The sequence below is a fragment of the Mycolicibacterium madagascariense genome, from assembly GCF_010729665.1.
Lineage (GTDB): Bacteria > Actinomycetota > Actinomycetes > Mycobacteriales > Mycobacteriaceae > Mycobacterium > Mycobacterium madagascariense.
Window position 1 is genome coordinate 5,200,329 of the sequence record NZ_AP022610.1, and the last position, 19,768, is coordinate 5,220,096.

Genomic DNA, 19,768 nt, shown 5'->3' on the forward strand with positions numbered 1-19,768 from the left:
TCAGACGGCGCTGCGGTGCTTGCGCTGGGCGGCGAAGAACTCCGCCCAGGACACGACCTCGGGGTGCTGCTTGAGCAGGGCGCGGCGCTGACGCTCGGTCATGCCGCCCCACACGCCGAACTCGACGCGGTTGTCCAGGGCGTCGGCCCCGCACTCGGTGATCACCGGGCAGTGTCGGCAGATGACCGCGGCCTTGCGCTGGGCGGCGCCGCGGACGAACAACTCGTCGGGGTCGGCTTGGCGGCACCGTGCCTGGGAGACCCACGCGATGCGGGCTTCTGCCTCCGCGCCGTGGACTACGACACCATTGACCGGGGAACTCGTGATTGTCCTGCGCGCCGCGGGCCGTGTTCCTGACACCAGCGATCCCTTCGTCCAGCCGCCCCCTGCGACGGCTCGGTCTTCGGTATAGATCGCCACTGCGATCTACGCCACATTGCGTTTGCGAGTGTTACCTAGATCGCAATGTCAGTCAAAGCTAGGTGGTCAGGGGGGTTTTGCGCAACAGCCCGAGCGCAAATTTATGGGACGACCGTGCCGTGATCCGCCTTCGTGCACGTGAAACGGTTGCGCACGACCCCCACCTGGGCTAAACGGGCGGCTGCGACGCTGGTGGGTGGATACGTCGCTACTCTGTAGCCATGCCAGACCGACCGCAGGCGACGCCGCCGCCGAGGCGAGTGCCTCCCACGGTCACCGTGATCAAGCTCGCCTGGTGCATCCTGCTCGCCAGCGTCATCGCCGCCGGCATCATGTTCCCGCTCGTGGGCGGGTTCGGCCTGGTGTCCAATCGCGCCTCCGACGTCGTCGCCAACGGGTCGGCTCAGCTCGTCGAGGGCGAGGTCCCCGCGGTGTCGACGATGGTCGACGCGAAGGGCAACACGCTCGCGTGGCTCTACAACCAGCGCCGCTTCGAGGTGCGTAGCGACCAGATCGCCAACACCATGAAGCTCGCGATCGTCTCGATCGAGGACAAGCGGTTCGCCGACCACAACGGCGTCGACTGGAAGGGCACGCTGACGGGGCTGTCCGGTTACGTGTCCGGTGCGCCCGACACCCGCGGCGGCTCGACCATCGAGCAGCAGTACGTGAAGAACTACCAGTTGCTGGTGATCGCCCAGACGGACGCCGAGAAGCGGGCCGCCGTCGAGACCACCCCCGCTCGCAAGCTGCGCGAGATCCGCATGGCCCTGACGTTGGACAAGACGTTCACCAAGCCCGAGATCCTCACCCGCTACCTCAACCTGGTGTCTTTCGGCAACGGCGCCTTCGGCGTGCAGGACGCTGCGCAGACCTACTTCGGCATCAACGCGAGCGACTTGAACTGGCAGCAGGCCGCGCTCCTGGCCGGCATGGTCCAGTCGACCAGCACGCTGAACCCCTACACCAACCCCGAGGGTGCGCTGGAACGTCGAAACGTGGTGCTGGACACCATGATCGACAACATCCCGCAGGAAGCCGACGCGCTGCGGGCGGCCAAGCAGCAGCCGCTCGGCGTGCTGCCGCAACCCAATGAGCTGCCGCGCGGCTGCATCGCCGCCGGCGACCGCGCCTTCTTCTGCGACTACGTCCTCGACTACCTCGCCCGCGCCGGAATCAGCAAAGAGCAGGTCGCCAAGGGCGGCTACCTGATCAAGACGACGCTCGACCCCGACATCCAGAACCAGGTCAAGTCGTCGATCGACGGCATCGCGGCGCCGGACCTCAACGGTGTGGCCAGCGTGATGAGCGTCATCAAGCCCGGCAAGGATTCCCACCCCATCGTGGCCATGGCGTCCAATCGCACCTACGGGTTGGACACCGACTCGGGTGAGACGATGCAGCCGCAGCCCTTCTCCCTCGGTGGCGACGGCGCGGGATCGATCTTCAAGATCTTCACGACGTCGGCCGCGCTCGAGATGGGCATGGGCGTGAACGCCACGCTGGATGCGCCAGGGCGGTTCGAGGCGAAGGGCCTCGGCAGCGGCGGCGCCAAGGGATGCCCGCCCGCGACGTGGTGCGTGCAGAACGACGGCAACTACCGCGGCCAGCTCAGCGTCACCGACGCGCTCGCGACCTCGCCGAACACGGCCTTCGCCAAGCTGATCTCGCAGGTCGGCGTGCAGCGCACCGTCGACATGGCGGTCAAGCTGGGGTTGCGCTCCTACGCCCTGCCCGGCACCGCGCGCGACTACGACCCCAACAGCAACGAGAGCCTGGCCGACTTCGTCAAGCGCCAGAATCTGGGGTCCTTCACGCTCGGCCCCATCGAGGTCAACCCGCTGGAGTTGTCCAACGTGGCGGCCACGCTGGCCTCGGGCGGCACGTGGTGCCCGCCGAACCCGATCGACAAGATCTACGACCGCAACGGCAAGGAAGTATCGGTCACCACCGAGACGTGCGAGCAGGTCGTGCCCGAGGGCCTGGCCAACACCATGGCGAACGCCCTCAGCAAGGACGACACCGGCGGCGGCACGTCGGCCGGTTCCGCGGGAGCGGCGGGCTGGACCCTGCCGGTCTCGGGCAAGACGGGCACCACCGAAGCCCACCGGTCCGCCGGGTTCCTCGGCTTCACCAGCGCCTACGCCGCCGCCAACTACATCTTCGACGACTCGAGCTCGCCGTCGGACCTGTGCACCTCGCCGCTGCGCCAGTGCAGTTCGGGCAACCTCTACGGCGGTAACGAGCCGGCGCGCACGTGGTACACCGCGATGAAGCAGTTCACCCCGGACGACGTCGTGCTGCCCCCGACCGATCCGCGGTACGTCGACGGTGCGCCCGGTTCCAAGGTGCCCAGCGTGGCGGGCATGACCCCCGACATGGCGCGGCAGCGGCTGAAGGACGCCGGGTTCCAGGTCGCCGACCAGCCGACGCCGGTCAACAGCGCGGCCCCGGCCGGGGCCGTGGTGGGGACCACGCCGTCGGGTCAGACGGTCCCGGGGTCGATCATCACGATCCAGACGAGCAACGGCATCCCGCCGGCTCCGCCTCCGCCGCCGCCCGGTGCGCTGCCGTTCGACCCCAACGACCCGAACGCAGTTCCGGCCCCGGTCGGCTCGACGGTCATCAACATCCCCGGGCTGCCGCCGATCACGGTCCCCATCCTGGGGCCGCCACCTCCGTAGACCGGGTGTCCGGTCGAGGACTGCGTGCAATGGGACGGGTGAGTGTCCGGCGGTAGCAGTAGGCTGCAACCATGCTCGCCCGTTCGACGGTTGTGAATAAGTCCGCCAGGTTGGCCGGTTCGGTCGCCGCCGGTTCGTTGGCCGCGGGGATCGGCTACGCCACGCTCATCGAACGCAATGCGTTCGTCGTGCGAGAGACCACGATGCCGGTGCTCACGCCGGGGTCCTTGCCGCTGCGGGTGCTGCACCTCAGCGACTTCCACATGACGCCTGGCCAGCGCCGCAAACAGGCGTGGATTCGCGAACTGGCGGGGTTGGAACCCGATCTGGTCATCAACACCGGGGACAACCTGGCCCATCCGCGATCGGTGCCGTCGGTGGTCCAGGCCCTCAACGACCTGCTCGCGGTACCCGGTCTGTTCGTCTTCGGCAGCAACGACTACTTCGGTCCCAAGCCGAAGAACCCGGCCAACTACCTGTTCCGGCCGTCGCATCGCGTCATCGGTCAGCCGCTGCCGTGGCAGGATTTGCGGGCCGCATTCAGCGAACGCGGGTGGTTGGACGTCACGCACACCCGCCGCGAGATCGAGGTCAAGGGGCAGCTGATCTCCGTCGCCGGCGTCGACGACCCGCACCTCTCGCGCGACCGCTACGACACCATCGCCGGGCCCGCGAGCCCCGCAGCCAACCTCACCCTCGGCCTGGTGCACGCGCCGTACACGCGGGTGCTGGATCGCTTCGCGGCCGACGGGTATCAGCTCGTGCTGGCCGGTCACACCCACGGCGGCCAACTGTGCCTGCCGTTCCACGGCGCCGTCGTCACCAATTGCGACCTCGACCCGTCGCGCGCGAAGGGTCCGTCGCGATGGGGGTCGCACATGCAGTTGCACGTGTCGGCGGGGCTCGGCACGTCGCCGTACGCGCCGTACCGCTTCTGCTGCCGACCCGAGGCGACGCTGTTGACGCTGGTGGCCTCTCCGACCGGCGGCGGCAGCCTCGGACGCCGCGCCGATCTGTCCCACCCCACGGTCTCGGCGCATTGACCGACCCCACCGAGGTTGCCGTTCGACGGCACTCCCGCCGGTGGGTGGACGAGGCGATCCGCCTCATCGAGGCAGACGCCCGACGCAGTGCCGACACTCACCTGCTGCGGTATCCGCTGCCGATGTCGTGGTGCTCGCCCGGCGGTGCGGTCGACGTTCGTCTCTATCTGAAGGACGAGACCACCCACATCACCGGCAGCCTCAAGCACCGACTCGCGCGCTCGCTGTTCCTATACGCGCTGTGCAACGGCTGGGTCGGGGAGGGCACGACCATCATCGAGGCGTCGTCGGGTTCGACGGCGGTGTCCGAGGCGTACTTCGCCGCGATGCTCGGGCTGCCGTTCGTCGCGGTGATGCCGTCGTCGACGAGTGCCGCGAAGGTGGCTCTCATCGAATCTCAGGGCGGGCGTTGCCATTTCGTCGACGAGTCCGGTCAGGTGTACGCCGAGGCCGAGCGCCTCGCCGAGGAGACCGGGGGCCACTACCTCGACCAGTTCACCAACGCCGAGCGGGCCACCGACTGGCGTGGGAACAACAACATCGCCGAATCGATCTTCGAGCAGATGCAGGAGGAGCCGTTTCCCATCCCGGAGTGGATCGTCGTCGGGGCGGGCACCGGAGGCACCAGCGCCACGATCGGTCGCTATCTGCGCTATCGGCGGCTGCCGACCCAACTGTGCGTCGTGGACCCGGAGAACTCTGCGTTCTTCCCGTCCTACGCGCAGGGCGCACGCGACGTCGCGGGTCAGTCGTCGCGCATCGAGGGCATTGGCCGACCGCGGGTCGAGCCGTCATTCCTGCCCGACGTCATCGATCGCATGATGGTGGTGCCTGACGCGGGTTCGGTTGCCGCCGCCCACCACATCAGCCGGGTGCTGGGCCGACGAGTGGGTCCGTCGACGGGCACCAACGTGTGGGGTGCGTTCGGACTGCTAGCGGAGATGGTCGCTCAGGGACTCAGCGGTTCGGTGGTGACGTTGCTCGCCGACAGCGGCGAACGCTACGCCGACACCTACTTCGACGAGGAGTGGCTGAGCACCCGCGGGCTGGAGCCCTCGTCGTCGGAGGCGGTGCTCCAAGAGTTCGAGCGCTCGGGCCGCTGGACCTGATCGCCGCTCTGGAACGCGCCGCGGCGGAAGCGATCGGAGGTTGCGAACAGCCACAGCGCAGCAATGGCGAACAACCCGAAGTAGATGGTGGCTCCCAGAACCGTCATGGTGACTGCCTCTCTCGAACGAATCGAAGTCGTGCTGGGGACAACGTCGCCGACGGGCAATTGCATTCCGCGTCAGCATGTCAACCTGTGCGTTGTCTACCCATCCGCTCCGGGACTAATCACGTTCGTGACCCACGCGACGCCGCCGGGACGGGCTGGGCCATTTGGCTTCCGCCGGGCCGGGTGCGATACGCTAGCCGGGCTCATCGCGGGGTATGGCGCAGCTTGGTAGCGCGCTTCGTTCGGGACGAAGAGGTCGTGGGTTCGAATCCCGCTACCCCGACCGCGTAGGCAACGACAAGGGCTCCGACCGCAATGGTCGGAGCCCTCGTCGTTGGGGTTGCGGGGTCAGGCGACGACCAGCACCCGCTCCTCCTCGTCGTCGTGCTCGTGAGCCTTCGCATAGACCGCGAACGAACTCACCTCCGCCACGCCGAGCAGGATAACGGGCCAGACGAGTCCGGCCGCCAGGCTCAGGAACGTCCGCTGGCCCAGGGGTCGCCGCTCGTCACCGAGCCGGGCGCTCACCACGAACACCACGACCGCCGCCACGAGCGCCATCGTTAGGTACCCCACTATCAGGTTCCACGTCACGAGCGCCTCCTCGTTGATTTGCTGCGGGCAAACGTAGTTCCCACGTTAGCGCACTTTCAATCCGAGGCGGTCAGGCCGCGGCGGCGCGCAGCTTCTCCAACAGCGGCTGAGCCGCCTCCTTCAGGAAGCGGTCCTGGCCCTCGTCACCGACCTGGACCAGCGCAATGTCGGTGAAACCCGCCTTCCAGTACTCGCTGACCGCCTCGACGATCGCGTCGAGATCGGGTCCGCACGGGATGGACGAGGCGACGTCGTCGGGCTTGACGAACTGCGTCGCTCCGGCGAAACCGGCGGTGGTCGGCAGGTCGGCGTTGACGTTCCAGCCGCCGGCAAACCACCGGAACTGTTCGTGGGCCCTGGTGACGGCCGCATCCCTGTCGGTGTCCCAGCAGATGGGAATCTGCCCGATGACCCGTGAGTCTCCCGGCAACCCCGTCGCCTTGCGCGCGCCGTGCCACCCCTTGACAAGGTCGGCATCGGGTTCGACGGCGATGAGGTGATCCGCCAGCGGGGAGAACGTCTCGACCGAGCGCTCGCCCGACACGGCCGCGGCGATGGCAACCGGAACGTCCGGCAGATCCCACAGGCGCGCCGAGTCGACCTCGAAGTACTCGCCCTTCCAGTCGACCAGCTCGCCGGTGAACAGCTCGCGGATGATCTGAACGGCCTCGCGCAGCATGTCCTGCCGGCGAAGCACCGTCGGCCACCGCTGGCCGACGACGTGCTCGTTGAGGTTCTCGCCGCTGCCGACGCCGAGCGTGAACCGCCCGTCGGCGAGGATCTGCAACGTCGCGGCCTGCTGGGCCACCACGGCGGGGTGGTAGCGGATGGTCGGGCACGTCACGTAGGTCATCAGTTCGACCCGCTCGGTTGCCTGCGCCACCGCGCCCAGAGTCGTCCAGGCATTGGGCGCGTGGCCCTGCGCCGCGAGCCACGGCGAGTAGTGGTCACTGCTCACTTCGAAGTCGAAACCGAGCCGCTCGGCCGAAACCGCGTATTCCACAAGCTGTTTGGGACCGCTCTGCTCGGTCATGAGGGTGTAGCCGAATCGTGTCATGGCTGAGTTCTACCCGCGCGTGACCGAGTCGAAAACCGACTACAGACGCTCCTTGACCGCGGCGGAGAGACGGGCGCCGTCGGCCTTCCCCTCGGCGATCGCGGTGGCGGCCGCCATGACCTTGCCCATCTGCTTGATCCCCGGCTGATGGCCGAGCTCCTCGGTGACCTGGGCGATGGCGGTGTTCACCACGTTGGCCACCTCGTCGTCGTTGAACGGCACGGGCAGGTAGTCGTCGATCACCTGGGCCTCGGCGCGCTCGTTGGCGGCGAGATCGCCCCGGCCGTTGGACACGTAGACCTCGGCGGCCTCACCGCGCTTGCGCGACTCGCGCGCCAGCACCTTGAGGACCTCGTCGTCGGACAGCTCGTGCACCTGGCTGCCTTTGACCTCCTCCTCCTGGATGGCCGCGATCAGCATCCGCAAGGTGGCCGTGGTCAGCTTGTCGCGGGCCTTCATCGCCGCCGTCAGATCGGCCCGCAATCGGTCCTTCAGTTCCGCCATGGCCTAGACGGTACGCCCGCACCCGGGGCCGTCGACGTCGACAATCGCACGGGCGATCGACAGGATGGTGGGCATGAGCGGCTACTACCCGCCCCCCGGGTTTCACCCGCCTGGCTACTCCGCGCCGATGTGGCCCACGCCCGTCGTACGCCCCGGCGTCATTCCGCTGCGCCCGCTGACGCTGTCCGACGTCTTCAACGGGGCGGTCGCCTACGTCCGCGCCAACCCGAGAGCCACCCTCGGACTGACGGCCATCGTGGTCGTGACGTCCCAGGTGGTCGCGCTCCTGTTTCAGATCGGCCCGCTGACGTCCGCCGACGTGCTGGCGCAGGGACGCGACGGTCAGTCGGGGTTCTCCGACTCCGCGCTCGTCGGGTTGCTCGCCTCGGAGGCGGCGAGCGTGGTCACCAGCGTCCTGGCCGCCATCGTCCTGAGCGGTCTGCTGACGGTCGTGGTCGGGCGCGCGGTGTTCGGCGCGACGATCGGCATGGGCGAGGCGTGGCGACGGGCCCGCGGACGTCTGCTGCCCCTGCTCGGGGTCACGGTGCTGGAGGCGGCCGGGGCCGCCCTGCTGATCGCCGTCGCGGTCGGACTCGTCGCCGCGGTCGACCGAATCGTCGGCGACGCAGCGGCTTTCGCGGTGGGCGCGGTGCTCGCGCTGGCACTCGTCGCATTGCTCGTCTACCTCTACACCGTGCTGAGCTTCGCGCCCGCCCTGGTCGTGCTGGAGCGCATTGGCGTGCTGCCCGCCCTCGCCCGGTCCATCGCCCTGGTGCGGCACGACTTCTGGCGGGTGTTCGGCATTCGGCTGCTGGCGGCGGTGGCCGCGGGCATCGTCTCCTTCGCGGTCACGATGCCGTTCGCCGTCGTCGGCTCGGTCCTGCAGCTCGTCGACGAGTCGACCGGCGCCGCGGTCGCCGCCGTGGTGCTGGCCGGCGTCGGCAGCGCCGTCGGTCAGATCGTCACGGCCCCCTTCACCGCGGGCGTCGTCGTCCTGCTCTACACCGACCGGCGCATTCGCGCCGAGGCGTTCGATCTGGTGCTGCAGACCGGCGCCTCGCCGATGGTGCACTCCACCGACGACCTGTGGCTGACCCCGCGACGCTGACGTGGCCACCATCGACATCGACCGCGAGGCCGCCCACGACGCCGCCCAGCACGAGCTGAGCAAGTCCATCTACCCGCACGGTTCGCTGCCGAGCCTGGTGCTCCAGTGGCTGGACGACGTATTGGCCCGCCTGGTCTCCCGCGCGGCGTCGGTGCCCGGCGGATGGCTGACGATCATAGTCCTGCTCCTCCTCCTGACGGTGGCCGCCGTCGCGGCGATCCGCATCACGCGGCGCACCATGCGCACCCGCCGCGGCCATCAGGACGCGCTGTTCGGGACGACCGAGATGAGCTCGACCCAGCACCGGTCGGCCGCCGAACATGCTGCGGCAGAAGGTGATTGGGCCGCGGCGATACGTCACCGGGTGCGCGGCATCGCACGCCATCTCGAGGAGACCGGCGTCCTGCTCCCCATCCCCGGCCGCACCGCGTCGGAGCTGGCCCGCGACGCCGGCCGCGAGCTGCCCGGGTTGGCCCTCGAATTGCACGGTGCGGCAACGTCGTTCAACGACGTCACCTACGGTGAACTACCCGGCACCGAACCCGGCTACCGGCTCGTCGCCGCCCTCGACGACCACGTGTGCGCCCACGCCGCCGGCAGCGCGCCGGACGACGCGGCCCGGGCAACCCGCGACGGCTGGGCCGAGGTGCGGTGACCACGACCCAGTCGCGCGTCGGCCCCACCGTCGTGCAGCGGTGGCGCAGCCTGCGCTGGGTGCTGCTCGCGCTCGCCGCGATCGTCGCCGTGTCCATCGTCGCCGCCCTGCTGACCACCCCGGCCACGGGCGGCCGGATGGACCCCGATGCGACCTCGCCCGAGGGCGCGCACGCGCTCGTCCAGCTGCTGCGGGAGCGCGGCGTGGACGTGATCCCCGCCGACGACGTCGCGTCCGTCGAACGGTCGATGCGTCCCGATGCGCTGCTGCTCGTCGCCCCGACGGCGTACCTCGTCGACGACGCCGGCCTGCGCCGGCTGAACCAGCTACCCGGTGACGTGCTGCTGGTGGAGCCACTCTCGGCGATCAGGGAGTCACTCGCGCCCAAGATCCGTCCCGCCTCGGAGTCCAGCTTCGGGGGCGAACCGGACTGCGATCTGCGCGCGGCCACCAGGGCCGGGCGCATCCAACTCGGCAGCAGCGACACCTTCGAGGCCGTCGACGGTGCCACGGTCACCCGGTGCTACGGCGGCGCCCTGGTGCGCTACACCGCCGACGGGCGCACCGTCACCGTCGTCGGCAGCGCCGACTTCATGACGAATTCGGCTCTGCTGCAAGAGGGTAACGCCGCACTGGCGATGAACCTGGCCGGTGAGCGGCCCAGGGTCGTCTGGTACACCCCCAAGCGCATCGAGGGCGAGTCCGACGGCGCCACGTCGATCACCGACCTCATCCCGCCGCGCGTCGGCTGGATCGTCCTGCAGCTCGTCCTGGCCGTCGCCTGCGTGGCGCTGTGGCGCGTCCGCCGCGTCGGTCCCCTCGTCGCAGAGGACCTGCCGGTCGTGGTCCGCGCCTCGGAGACCGTCGAGGGACGCGGCAGGCTGTACCGGTCGCACCGGGCCCGTGACCGCGCGGCGCCCGCGTTGCGGACCGCGGCGCTGCAACGCCTCGTCCCCCGGCTCGGCCTCGGCGACCGGTCGGATCCCGCCGCCGTCGTCGGGACCATCGCGCAACGCACCGGCGCGGACCCCGCAGCCGTGCAGTATGCCCTCTACGGTCCGATCCCCACCGACGACGACCAACTCGTCGACCTCTCCCGACTCCTCGACGACATCGAAAGGCAGGTCTCAGCTTCGTGATCGATGCACCGAATCCGACCGACCAGGACGACGCCCGCGCTGCGCTGCTGGCGTTGCGCACCGAGATCGCAAAGGCGGTCGTCGGACAGGACGCCGTCGTCAGCGGGTTGGTGATCGCGCTCCTGTGCCGCGGACACGTCCTGCTGGAAGGGGTTCCGGGCGTAGCGAAGACGCTGTTGGTGCGCACGCTGTCCGCGGCGCTGCAGCTGGACTTCAAGCGGGTGCAGTTCACGCCGGACCTGATGCCCGGCGACGTGACGGGGTCCCTGGTGTATGACGCCCGCACCAGCGAGTTCGAGTTCCGCGCCGGTCCGGTGTTCACGAACCTGCTGCTCGCCGACGAAGTCAACCGGACACCGCCCAAGACGCAGGCCGCGCTGCTGGAGGCCATGGAGGAACGGCAGGTCAGCGTCGACGGGGAGGCCCGGCCGCTGCCCGACCCCTTCATCGTCGCCGCCACGCAGAACCCCATCGAGTACGAGGGCACCTACCAGCTGCCCGAGGCGCAGCTCGACCGCTTCCTCCTCAAGCTCAACGTGCCCCTGCCCCCGCGGGAGCACGAGATCGCGATACTCACCAGGCACGCAAGGGGTTTCGACCCTCAGGACCTCTCGGGGATACGGCCCGTCGCCGGTCCCGCCCAGCTGGCCGCGGGTCGTGACGGCGTCCGGCGCGTCCTGGTCGCCGACGAGGTCACCGGGTACATCGTCGACCTCGCGGGCGCGACGCGGCACTCGCCCGCCCTGCAGCTCGGCGTCTCGCCGCGCGGTGCAACGGCACTCCTGGCGACGTCGCGGGCGTGGGCGTGGCTGTCGGGCCGCAACTACGTCACCCCCGACGACGTCAAGGCCATGGCCCGGCCGACGCTGCGCCACCGCATCGCCCTGCGGCCCGAGGCCGAGCTCGAGGGCGCCACCCCCGATGGCGTTCTCGACGGCATCCTGTCCGCGGTTGCGGTGCCGCGCTAGATGGTCCTCACCGGCCGCATCGGTCAGATCGCCGTCGTCGGCGTCCTGCCGATCGCCGTCTCGCCCTGGCCCGCAACGACTTTCGTAGTCCTGCTCGCTCTGCTGCTGCTGGCGGTCGTCGTCGATGCCGCACTGGCGGCGAGCACCGCGCACCTCGGGTTCAGCCGCGCGGGTGACGCCACGGCCCGCCTCGGCGAGTCCGTCACCGCCGGACTCATCGTCGAGAATCGGGGGCGGCGCCGGTTCCGCGGCGTCGTGCGCGACGCGTGGGCACCGTCGGCGCGCGCCGCACCGCGCACCCATGAGACGAATCTCGCCGTGGGACAACGGGTTCGCCTCGACACCGTGCTGCGTCCCGTGCGTCGGGGCGATCAGCGGTCCGCGCTGGTGACCGCGCGGTCGGTGGGCCCGCTCGGGCTGGCGGGCAGACAGAGCTCGCACCGGGTGCCCTGGCAGGTGCGCATCCTGCCACCGTTCCTGTCGCGCAAGCACCTGCCCTCGCGGCTGGCGAAGCTGCGCGAGCTCGACGGCGCCATCCCGGTGCTCATCAGGGGGCAGGGCACCGAGTTCGACTCTTTGCGCGAGTACGTCGCGGGCGACGACGTCCGTTCGATCGACTGGCGCGCGACCGCACGGCGATCCGACGTCGTGGTGCGCACCTGGCGCCCGGAGCGCGATCGCCGGGTGGTCATCGTCCTCGACACCGGCCGCACGTCGGCGGGCCGCGTCGGCGTCGACCCCATGGCCGGCGACCCGAGCGGGTGGCCGCGGCTCGACTGGTCGATGGACGCCGCACTCCTGTTGGCGGCGTTGGCTTCTCGCGCCGGTGACCACGTCGACTTCATCGCCCACGACAGGGTCCCCCGCGCCGGTGTACACCGCGCGACGCGCAACGAACTGCTGCCCCAACTCGTCGAGGCGATGGCACCGCTCGAACCCGCACTCGTCGAGTCGGACGCCGCGGCCATGGTCGCGACCGTGCGGCGTCGCGTCCGGCAGCGGGCGCTCGTCGTATTGCTGACCGACCTCAACCCGTTCGCTCTCGACGAGGGGTTGATGGCCGTGCTGCCCCAACTGTCGGCCAGACACCACGTGATCGTCGCGGCGGTCGGCGACCCGCGATGGGACCGGCTGGCGGCGGGCCGCTCCGACGCCGCGCAGGTGTACGACGCCGCCGCGGCCGAGCGCGCCCGCAACGATCGCGGCGACGTGGCGACCCGACTGCGCCGTCACGGGGTCGACGTCGTCGATGCGATGCCCGAGGAACTGGCGCCCGCCCTGGCCGACCGCTACCTGGCGATGAAGGCCGCCGGCCGCCTCTAATTCCCCCGCGAGCAGACGCAAACATGCCACTTTCTGCGGCGTGTCGCGCAGATTTGCGGCTGCTCGCGGGGGGAACGTCAGCCCGTCGGAAGCACGTCGGGCGCGTCGTCGAGGTCGCCGGTCTCCCCGGCGCGAACGGCCTTGCGGCCGAAGTGGATCACGTAGGTGAGGAAGCCGACCTCGGCGGTGACGCCGATGGCGATGCGGACGAACGTCGGCAATCCCGAGGGCGTGACGAGCGCTTCGATCAACCCGGACACCAGCAACACGACGACCAGCCCGACCGCGACCGACACCACGGCGCGGCCCTGTTCGGCGAGCACCTGGGCGCGCGGTCGGTCCCCCGGCGCGATCACCGACCAACCCAGGCGCATCCCCGCCGCCGCCGCGAGGAACACCGCGGTCAGCTCGAGTAGCCCGTGCGGGGTGAGCAGGCCGAAGAACACGTCACCCCGACCCGCGTCGAACATCAGCCCGCCGACGACGCCGAGGTTCGCCGCGTTCTGGAACAGGACGTACGGAATGGGCAGGCCGAGGACGACGGCGTAGCCGATGCACTGCGCGGCCACCCACGCGTTGTTGGTCCAGACCCGCAGAGCGAACGAGCCCGCCGGGTTCTCGCTGTAGTACGCGGCGAATTCATGGTCGACGATGTGCGCGATGTCCGCGGGGGTGCCGACGGCCGCCTGCACCTCGGGACTGCCGGCGACCCAGACGCCCATCACCACCGCCACGACGAGGGTCGCGACCGCGGAGCCGAGCCACCAGCGCCACGACCGGTAGGCCACGACGGGGAACGACACCGTCCAGAAGCGGGCGAACTCGCTCCAGAGCGGAGCCCGAGCGCCGGTGACCGCCGCGCGCGCCGTCGCGACGAGCCCCGACAGCCTGCCGACGAGCACGCCGTCACCCGAGGCGCTGCGCACCATCGACAGGTGCGTGGACACCCGCTGATAGAGGTCGACCATCTCGTCGACCTCGGCGCCCGTCAGCCTGCGGCGGCGCTTGACCAAGTGCTCCAACCGGTCCCACGACGGGCGGTGGGTCAGCACGAAGGCGTCGACGTCCACCTGGTGCAGCCTAGTAGCGTGGGCGGGGTGGCGGCCCAACCCGAGGCGATGGTCACGGGTGACGCCGTGGCGCTGGACGTCCAGATCGCCCAGTTGCCCGTGCGCGTGCTGTCGGCTCTGATCGACCTCGCGGTGGTGGGCACCGGCTACGTCGTCGGCGTCCTGCTGTGGGCCCTGACGCTGTCCGGGTTCGACTCGGCCCTGTCGGCCGCGGTGCTCGTCGTCTTCACCGTCGTCACGATCCTGGGCTATCCCGTCGTCATGGAGACGACGACCCGGGGCCGCTCGCTGGGCAAGATGGCGCTCGGGTTGCGCGTCGTGTCCGACGACGGTGGCCCAGAACGCTTCCGCCAGGCCCTGTTTCGAGCACTGGCGGGTTTCGTCGAACTCTGGACGCTGACCGGTGGGCCCGCCGTCATCTGCAGCATGCTCTCGGCGAGGGGCAAGCGCATCGGCGACGTGTTCGCCGGCACGATGGTGATCAGCGAGCGCGCACCCAAGCTGCCCGCGCCCGTGCCCATGCCTCCGGCACTGGCGTGGTGGGCGGCGTCGCTTCAGCTGTCTGGCCTGCGGTCGCAGCAGGCCGAGCTGGCTCGTCAGTTCCTCAGTCGCGCAAGCCAATTGGAGCCCACCGTCCGCGACCAGATGGCCTACCGCATCTACGTCGACGTCCTGGCGCAGGTGTCCCCACCCCCTCCCGCCGACGCGCCGCCGCCCCTGGTGCTCGCGGCCGTCCTCGCCGAGCGCCACCGCCGCGAACTGGCCCGGCTTCGGGCCGCCACGCCGCCCCCGGCCCAGGCGCCACTCCCCCACGCGCCGCCCTTCACCCCCGCGCCACCGCCGACCCACGCGCCGCCGTCGGCCCAGGCGCCGCCGGTCGCCGCCCCCGGAGGCTTCATCGCCCCCGACTAGTGGGACATCCATGTCCCACTGTGGACCACGCGTGCTACATTAGACGACATGAATGCACCGTCAGCGGCCGAGGGCGGCTCGCGCTCGAGGACGCGCCGGGCGATCCTCGACGCCGCGATGACCGTCTTCGCTGCTGACCCGGGCGCCTCGCTCGCCGACGTTGCCACGGCTGCGGAGGTCGGCCGCAGCACGCTGCACCGATACTTCTCCGAGCGCACCGACCTGCTGCGGGCCCTCGCCCTGCACGTCCACGCCCTCAGCAACGCCGCGATCGCGCGGGCCGAGCCGAACTGCGGGCCGCCCGTCGAGGCGCTGCGCCGGGTCGTCGAGTGCCAGCTGGACCTCGGGCCCATCGTGCCGTTCGTCTACAACGAGCCCACGATCCTGGCGGATCCGCAGATCGCCGCCGAGCTCGACACGGGTGACGAGGTCATCGTCGAGGTGCTCGACCGGGCCGCCACCCAGGGCTCGGCCGGACCCCCCGGTTGGCCCCGGCTGGTGTTCTGGGCACTGCTCACCGCCGGCTACGACGCCGCCCGCAAAGGCACCCCGAGGGTGCAGGTGGTCGACGCCATCATGGCCAGTCTTACCACCGGCACCATCAATCCCCACCACCCGTGACGTCAGGGGCGTTCGCCCGACGTCGTTCTCAGGAGTAGCTCCAATGTCTCTTCACGTGGACGTCCCCTCGGCGTCCATCTCCACACCGCGCCGCGCGTGGGTCGCGCTCGCGGTCCTCGTGCTTCCGGTGGTGCTCATCGCCGTCGACAACACCGTGCTCGCCTTCGCGCTGCCCAGCATCGCCGAGGACTTCCGTCCCGCCGCTACCACGCAGCTGTGGATCGTCGACGTCTACTCGCTGGTGCTGGCCGCCCTCCTGGTGACGATGGGCAGTCTCGGCGACCGCATCGGCAGGCGACGGCTGCTGATGATCGGCGCGAGCGGCTTCGCGGTGGTCTCGGCCGCCGCGGCGTTCGCACCGAGTGCGGAGTATCTGGTCGCAGCCCGCGCCCTGCTGGGCGTGTTCGGCGCGATGCTGATGCCCTCGACGCTGTCGCTGATCCGCAACATCTTCCTCGACGCCTCGGCCCGCCGCCTCGCGATCGCGCTGTGGGCCTCGTGCTTCACCGCGGGCTCGGCGCTCGGGCCGATCGTCGGGGGCGCCCTGCTGCAGCACTTCCACTGGGGTGCGGTGTTCCTGATCGCCGTACCGATCCTGTTGCCGCTGCTGGTGCTGGCGCCGCGCCTGGTGCCCGAGTCGCGGGACCCCCATCCCGGCCCCGTCGATCCGCTCAGCGTGCTGCTCACCCTGACGACGATGCTTCCGGTGGTGTGGGCCATCAAGTCCGCTGCGCACGACGGAATCTCGTGGCTCGCCGTGGCCGCACTGCTCGTCGGGATCGTCTCGGGCGTGTCGTTCGTGCGTCGTCAAAGACGCAGCGCGACACCGATGCTCGACGTCGAACTCTTCAGGTGCGCGCCGTTCACGTCGTCGATCCTGGCCAACTTCCTGTCCATCGTCGGACTGATCGGCTTCATCTTCTTCGTCTCGCAGCACCTGCAGCTGGTACTGGGATTGAGTCCGCTGGCCGCCGGCCTGGTCACGCTGCCCGGTGCCGTGCTGTCGATGATCGCGGGCATCGCCGTCGTGCCGGTGGCCAAACGCGTTGCGCCACATGTCCTGATGATCGTCGGGTTGATCCTCGTCGCGGCAGGCTTCGTGGCCATCCTGCTGGTGCGCCACGACCTCGACGTCGTCGCGATCATCGCCTCCTTCGCCATCCTGGAGATCGGTGTCGGCATGTCGCAGACCATCTCGAACGACACCATCGTGGCGTCGGTACCGGCCGCCAAGTCCGGTGCGGCGTCGGCTGTCTCGGAGACCGCGTACGAGCTCGGCGCGGTGGTCGGCACCGCGACACTCGGCACGATCTTCACGGCGTACTACCGCGCCAGTGTCGAACTGCCCGGCGGGCTGACCGACCTGCAGACCGCGGACGCGCGCGAAAGCATCGGCGGCGCAGCGTCGGTCGCGGGCACGCTGCCACCGGCGATGAGCGGTCGCCTGATGGACTCCGCGCGAACCGCGTTCGACGCGGGCATCGCCCCGACGGCGACCATCGCCGCCGTGCTGGTGCTGCTCGCGGCGGCCGTCGTCGCGTGGTCGTTCCGTCGGGCCGGGTAGCACCCGGGTTGGGCCCTACGCCTGCGGCGCAGGCGCGTGCCTCCCGAAAACCACCCCGGCGACGGTCGTCACCGCGATCGTGATGAGCGCGCCGAGGATCAGGGCCGACGGCTCTCCCGGGCCGAGCAGCTTGAGTTCGGTGCCGAGGGTGGCGGCGGCGACGGGCACGCCGAGCTGCGCCGCCGCCATGGCGCCGAGCGTCAGAGGCTGCCCGAGCACGCGTCCCGCGCCGTGCGCCACGACGGCTCCGACGCCGAGCGCCACCCCGAGTCCGATGAACTCCGGCCGCTCCCCCAACTCGCGCACCTGCAGGGACGCGCCCAGCCAGACGAAGAACAGTGGGCCGAAGAACCCCTCGGTGATGCCGAAGAGTTGGCGCGCGAGGCGCCGTGGTTCACCAATTCCGTTGACCACCAACCCCAGTGCGAAGCCGGCCAGCATGATCGACACGTGCGTGGCGGTCGCCAGGGCAGCGAGGGCGAACAGCATCAGCAGACTGAGACGCAACTCGAGGGCCAGATCGTGCTGCTTCGAATACTCTCGCAGCCGCTCGTGGGTGCCGCGGCGCTCGAAGTGTCGCAGCACGACGAACAGCACACCGGCGCACGCCGCGATCGCCACGGCGCCGAGCGCCGCCTTGGGTGCCCGCGATGGGTCGATGACCAAGGGCAACAACACGATCGACGCCGCATCGGCGATCGCGATCTGCGCCTTGACCGACAGCACCGACGGTCCGGAGAGTTTCAACCCGTCGATGATCGGCAGTGCGACCGCTGCCGAGGAGGACGCCATGAGCACCGCGTACAGCGCCGCGTGACCGGTGCCGAACACCCGGGCGAGCACGACACCCAGCACCGCGGCGACCACGCCGACCACCGCGGCGCGCAGCACCGCCCTGGGCAGGCCAGCCCGCAGGGACGCATCGCGCACCGGGACGTGCGTGCCCACGACGAACATGACGAGTGCGAAGCCGATGTTGGCGAGTAGCGCGAACGTCGGATCATCGGGGTCGACGATGCCGAAACCCGTTCTCCCGATGACGATTCCGGCCGCCAGCTCGCCGATGATGACGGGGATGCGCAGTCGCGGGATGGCCACCAGCAGTGGTCCCGCCATGCCGACGAGGACGAGCAGCGCCAGCGTGTGAAACCCGAAGTGCGACACGTCAGGTCGTCACGACTGCCACGACACCAAGCGGCACGGGATGTCGGTGTCCTCGTCGGTCAGGTAGCTCGCGCACACGCGGTGGTATCCGTCGGCGATCTGAAGTGCGGCACCGGTGACGCCGTCGCCGCGCACCAGCAGGATGGGTGAGAGCTTCTTGCCGGAGTCGATCTTCGAGAGGTCGCCCTTGACGCGCGCGTTGGTCGCTGGCAGCAGATCCAGACGCGCGGCCCGCAGGATGTCCTTGGCCTTGCGCAGTGTCGAGTCCGCGGAGCGCAGCGCGGCGACCGTCGTGCCGACCGCGTGGTCCTCCCCGATCAGACTGAGATAGTCCGCTGCTGCGGCGTAGTCGTGATCCTCGGGGGCGTCGAGCCACTTGACTGCCATCCGAGACACGATAAACGGGGTGGCTGGCAGGAGGCATCCAGTTGCCGGATGCCGTCGATCGCGCCCGCGGAGACCGCGTCCACGTACTGCCGCGAGCCAGGCTTCGCGGCAGCGGCGCCCGGTTCAGAGGTTGCCACGGCAAACCCCCACCGGCGGCGCCGGCCGTCTGACGTGCCGTCGCTCCCCTGGGTAGACTCCGCACCCATGGGGCGCACCATTCGCTGGGCCAGGCCGCTGCTGGCCGCTGCCGTGCTGGCCGCTGCCTCCGGCGTCGCGCTCGCCGCGCCGGCCAGCGCCGGCTGCGAGAAACAGACCTACGCCCGGTTCTGCGACGGACCCATCGGCGACGACGGAAAATGGAACCGCTGCTCGGTGGCCTACGGGGCGCAGACCGCGTTCGGACAGATGATCTACCCGACGACCTACAGCTGCTACACGGTCGGCCCCGGCGAATACCCGATCCACGAACCGCAGTACCACATCGATCCGTAGGTCCGCTGGCTACATGGCGACCGCGAAGTCGACCGCGCGCGCATCGCGTGCACGCGCCGGTTGTCCGACCGCAGCCGACACCGCGACGCCCTCGGGGTGGTGACTGACGTAGTCGAGGAACGCTCCCACGGTCGCGTCGGCCCCGGGGGCCTCGTCACCGGTCATCTGATTGGGCTCGGCGATCGCACAGGCGTCGCTCATCACCGACGCCATTCGGACCCCGCTGCGGCCGCGCACGAACACGTTGGCGTAACCGCCTACGGCACGGATGCGGCCGAGCAACACCGACAGGCGTTCAGAATCGAACGCGACGACTACCGGGTGCCCACCCTCGTCGCTCGTCACGGGCAACTCGTATTCGGCGAGGCAGCCGCAGGCGAGATTCCAGTCGACCTCCATGCGGAACGCGTCGAGTTGCTTCTGACTGATTCTGGTCACGCTGCGATTGTCCTCTCATCGTCGAATGATGCGTAGCCGCTCGTACATCAGATCCTGTGCCAGGCGAAACGCCTCCGTCACGTCTTGAATCGCGTCTAGTCGTGCGATGTGCCGTGGGTCGGCACCGTTCTGCGGATGGTGATGACACGACCCATGGCAACAATCCACGTATTCGATCGTCCGCCAACCCTCAGCCGTGAGCACTTGGGCGTTGATGACGAATTCGGTGAGATGCTTGCCGAGGTGCCAGGTGCGATTCTCCAGTCGAACCGTATTCGCGTCGTCGGCGGCGGACTCCCATGATCGTTCGCGGCACGCGTTGCGACGCGGTGGCCGGTAGCTTCCTCGCTCCGAGGCGATTTCAGCCGCTGCCGTCCGCTGCGCCTTCCGGAGTTCCTGTCTTCCTTGC

At 69.9% G+C, this 19,768-nt stretch carries 20 protein-coding genes and 1 tRNA gene; 13 read left to right on the plus strand and 8 right to left on the minus strand.

Annotated features, from left to right (window positions below):
- On the minus strand, nt 1-360 hold the full coding sequence (locus tag G6N60_RS24645) for a WhiB family transcriptional regulator (protein WP_163742200.1): 360 nt from the start codon (nt 358-360) through the stop codon (nt 1-3).
- A gap of 281 nt (nt 361-641) precedes the next feature.
- Here G6N60_RS24645 and ponA2 point away from each other — a divergent pair, with 281 nt between their 5' ends.
- From ponA2 to G6N60_RS24665, 4 genes are all read left to right on the plus strand, one after another.
- Nucleotides 642-3,104 (plus strand): transglycosylase/D,D-transpeptidase PonA2, encoded by a 2,463-nt coding sequence (gene ponA2, locus G6N60_RS24650; RefSeq protein ID WP_163742204.1) that lies wholly within the window; start codon nt 642-644, stop codon nt 3,102-3,104.
- A 71-nt stretch (nt 3,105-3,175) separates the two neighbouring features.
- Entirely contained in the window at nt 3,176-4,147 is a 972-nt protein-coding gene (locus tag G6N60_RS24655; RefSeq protein ID WP_163742206.1) for a metallophosphoesterase, read from the plus strand.
- On the plus strand, nt 4,144-5,256 hold the full coding sequence (gene cds1, locus G6N60_RS24660) for an L-cysteine desulfhydrase Cds1 (RefSeq protein ID WP_163742209.1): 1,113 nt from the start codon (nt 4,144-4,146) through the stop codon (nt 5,254-5,256). The genes G6N60_RS24655 and cds1 overlap by 4 nt, the downstream gene beginning before the upstream one ends.
- Nucleotides 5,257-5,572: 316 nt before the next feature.
- A tRNA-Pro gene (locus G6N60_RS24665) sits at nt 5,573-5,646 on the plus strand.
- A gap of 65 nt (nt 5,647-5,711) precedes the next feature.
- Here G6N60_RS24665 and G6N60_RS24670 read toward each other — a convergent pair.
- The 3 genes from G6N60_RS24670 to G6N60_RS24680 all read right to left on the minus strand — a co-directional run bounded on the left by G6N60_RS24670 (nt 5,712) and on the right by G6N60_RS24680 (nt 7,518).
- Nucleotides 5,712-5,957, minus strand: coding sequence for a hypothetical protein (locus tag G6N60_RS24670; protein ID WP_163742212.1), 246 nt, complete (start codon nt 5,955-5,957; stop codon nt 5,712-5,714).
- Between the two features lie 70 nt (nt 5,958-6,027).
- Nucleotides 6,028-7,014 (minus strand): LLM class F420-dependent oxidoreductase, encoded by a 987-nt coding sequence (locus tag G6N60_RS24675; RefSeq protein ID WP_163742214.1) that lies wholly within the window; start codon nt 7,012-7,014, stop codon nt 6,028-6,030.
- Nucleotides 7,015-7,053: 39 nt separating this feature from the next.
- Nucleotides 7,054-7,518, minus strand: a complete 465-nt coding sequence (locus G6N60_RS24680) for a GatB/YqeY domain-containing protein (protein WP_163742217.1) — start codon at nt 7,516-7,518, stop codon at nt 7,054-7,056.
- A gap of 73 nt (nt 7,519-7,591) precedes the next feature.
- Here G6N60_RS24680 and G6N60_RS24685 point away from each other — a divergent pair, with 73 nt between their 5' ends.
- From G6N60_RS24685 to G6N60_RS24705, 5 genes are read left to right on the plus strand one after another with little or no spacing between them, the layout of a single operon-like run.
- On the plus strand, nt 7,592-8,626 hold the full coding sequence (locus G6N60_RS24685; protein WP_163742220.1) for a DUF7847 domain-containing protein: 1,035 nt from the start codon (nt 7,592-7,594) through the stop codon (nt 8,624-8,626).
- A gap of 1 nt (nt 8,627) precedes the next feature.
- Complete coding sequence (locus G6N60_RS24690) at nt 8,628-9,281, plus strand: DUF4129 domain-containing protein (protein ID WP_163742223.1); 654 nt, start codon at nt 8,628-8,630, stop codon at nt 9,279-9,281.
- Nucleotides 9,278-10,420: a DUF4350 domain-containing protein gene (locus G6N60_RS24695; protein WP_163742226.1), complete on the plus strand. Its 1,143-nt coding sequence runs from the start codon at nt 9,278-9,280 to the stop codon at nt 10,418-10,420. Before G6N60_RS24690 ends, G6N60_RS24695 begins: the two co-directional genes overlap by 4 nt.
- Nucleotides 10,417-11,388: an AAA family ATPase gene (locus tag G6N60_RS24700; RefSeq protein WP_246241007.1), complete on the plus strand. Its 972-nt coding sequence runs from the start codon at nt 10,417-10,419 to the stop codon at nt 11,386-11,388. Before G6N60_RS24695 ends, G6N60_RS24700 begins: the two co-directional genes overlap by 4 nt.
- Nucleotides 11,389-12,711: a DUF58 domain-containing protein gene (locus G6N60_RS24705; protein WP_163742228.1), complete on the plus strand. Its 1,323-nt coding sequence runs from the start codon at nt 11,389-11,391 to the stop codon at nt 12,709-12,711. It begins immediately after the preceding gene.
- Between the two features lie 77 nt (nt 12,712-12,788).
- On the opposite strand, the gene G6N60_RS24710 is transcribed toward G6N60_RS24705, so the two are convergent.
- Complete coding sequence (locus G6N60_RS24710; RefSeq protein ID WP_163742231.1) at nt 12,789-13,781, minus strand: stage II sporulation protein M; 993 nt, start codon at nt 13,779-13,781, stop codon at nt 12,789-12,791.
- Nucleotides 13,782-13,808: 27 nt separating this feature from the next.
- Here G6N60_RS24710 and G6N60_RS24715 point away from each other — a divergent pair, with 27 nt between their 5' ends.
- From G6N60_RS24715 to lfrA, 3 genes are read left to right on the plus strand one after another with little or no spacing between them, the layout of a single operon-like run.
- Nucleotides 13,809-14,693 (plus strand): RDD family protein, encoded by an 885-nt coding sequence (locus G6N60_RS24715; protein WP_163742234.1) that lies wholly within the window; start codon nt 13,809-13,811, stop codon nt 14,691-14,693.
- 48 nt (nt 14,694-14,741) lie between these two features.
- Nucleotides 14,742-15,314 carry a TetR/AcrR family transcriptional regulator gene (locus G6N60_RS24720; RefSeq protein WP_163742236.1) on the plus strand — a complete coding sequence of 191 codons (573 nt, stop codon included), beginning with the start codon at nt 14,742-14,744 and terminating at the stop codon, nt 15,312-15,314.
- Nucleotides 15,315-15,357: 43 nt separating this feature from the next.
- Entirely contained in the window at nt 15,358-16,878 is a 1,521-nt protein-coding gene (gene lfrA / locus G6N60_RS24725) for an efflux MFS transporter LfrA (protein WP_163742239.1), read from the plus strand.
- Nucleotides 16,879-16,893: 15 nt separating this feature from the next.
- Here lfrA and G6N60_RS24730 read toward each other — a convergent pair whose 3' ends face one another.
- The gene (locus tag G6N60_RS24730; protein WP_163744504.1) at nt 16,894-17,994 is read right to left on the minus strand and encodes a cation:proton antiporter; all 1,101 of its coding nucleotides are present in this window, start codon (nt 17,992-17,994) and stop codon (nt 16,894-16,896) included.
- A gap of 57 nt (nt 17,995-18,051) precedes the next feature.
- Nucleotides 18,052-18,429 (minus strand): hypothetical protein, encoded by a 378-nt coding sequence (locus G6N60_RS24735; protein ID WP_163742242.1) that lies wholly within the window; start codon nt 18,427-18,429, stop codon nt 18,052-18,054.
- 204 nt (nt 18,430-18,633) lie between these two features.
- Here G6N60_RS24735 and G6N60_RS24740 point away from each other — a divergent pair, with 204 nt between their 5' ends.
- Nucleotides 18,634-18,921, plus strand: coding sequence for a CDGP domain-containing protein (locus G6N60_RS24740; protein ID WP_163742245.1), 288 nt, complete (start codon nt 18,634-18,636; stop codon nt 18,919-18,921).
- 9 nt (nt 18,922-18,930) lie between these two features.
- Here G6N60_RS24740 and G6N60_RS24745 read toward each other — a convergent pair whose 3' ends face one another.
- Nucleotides 18,931-19,359: a hypothetical protein gene (locus G6N60_RS24745; RefSeq protein ID WP_163742249.1), complete on the minus strand. Its 429-nt coding sequence runs from the start codon at nt 19,357-19,359 to the stop codon at nt 18,931-18,933.
- Nucleotides 19,360-19,768: the final 409 nt, after the last annotated feature.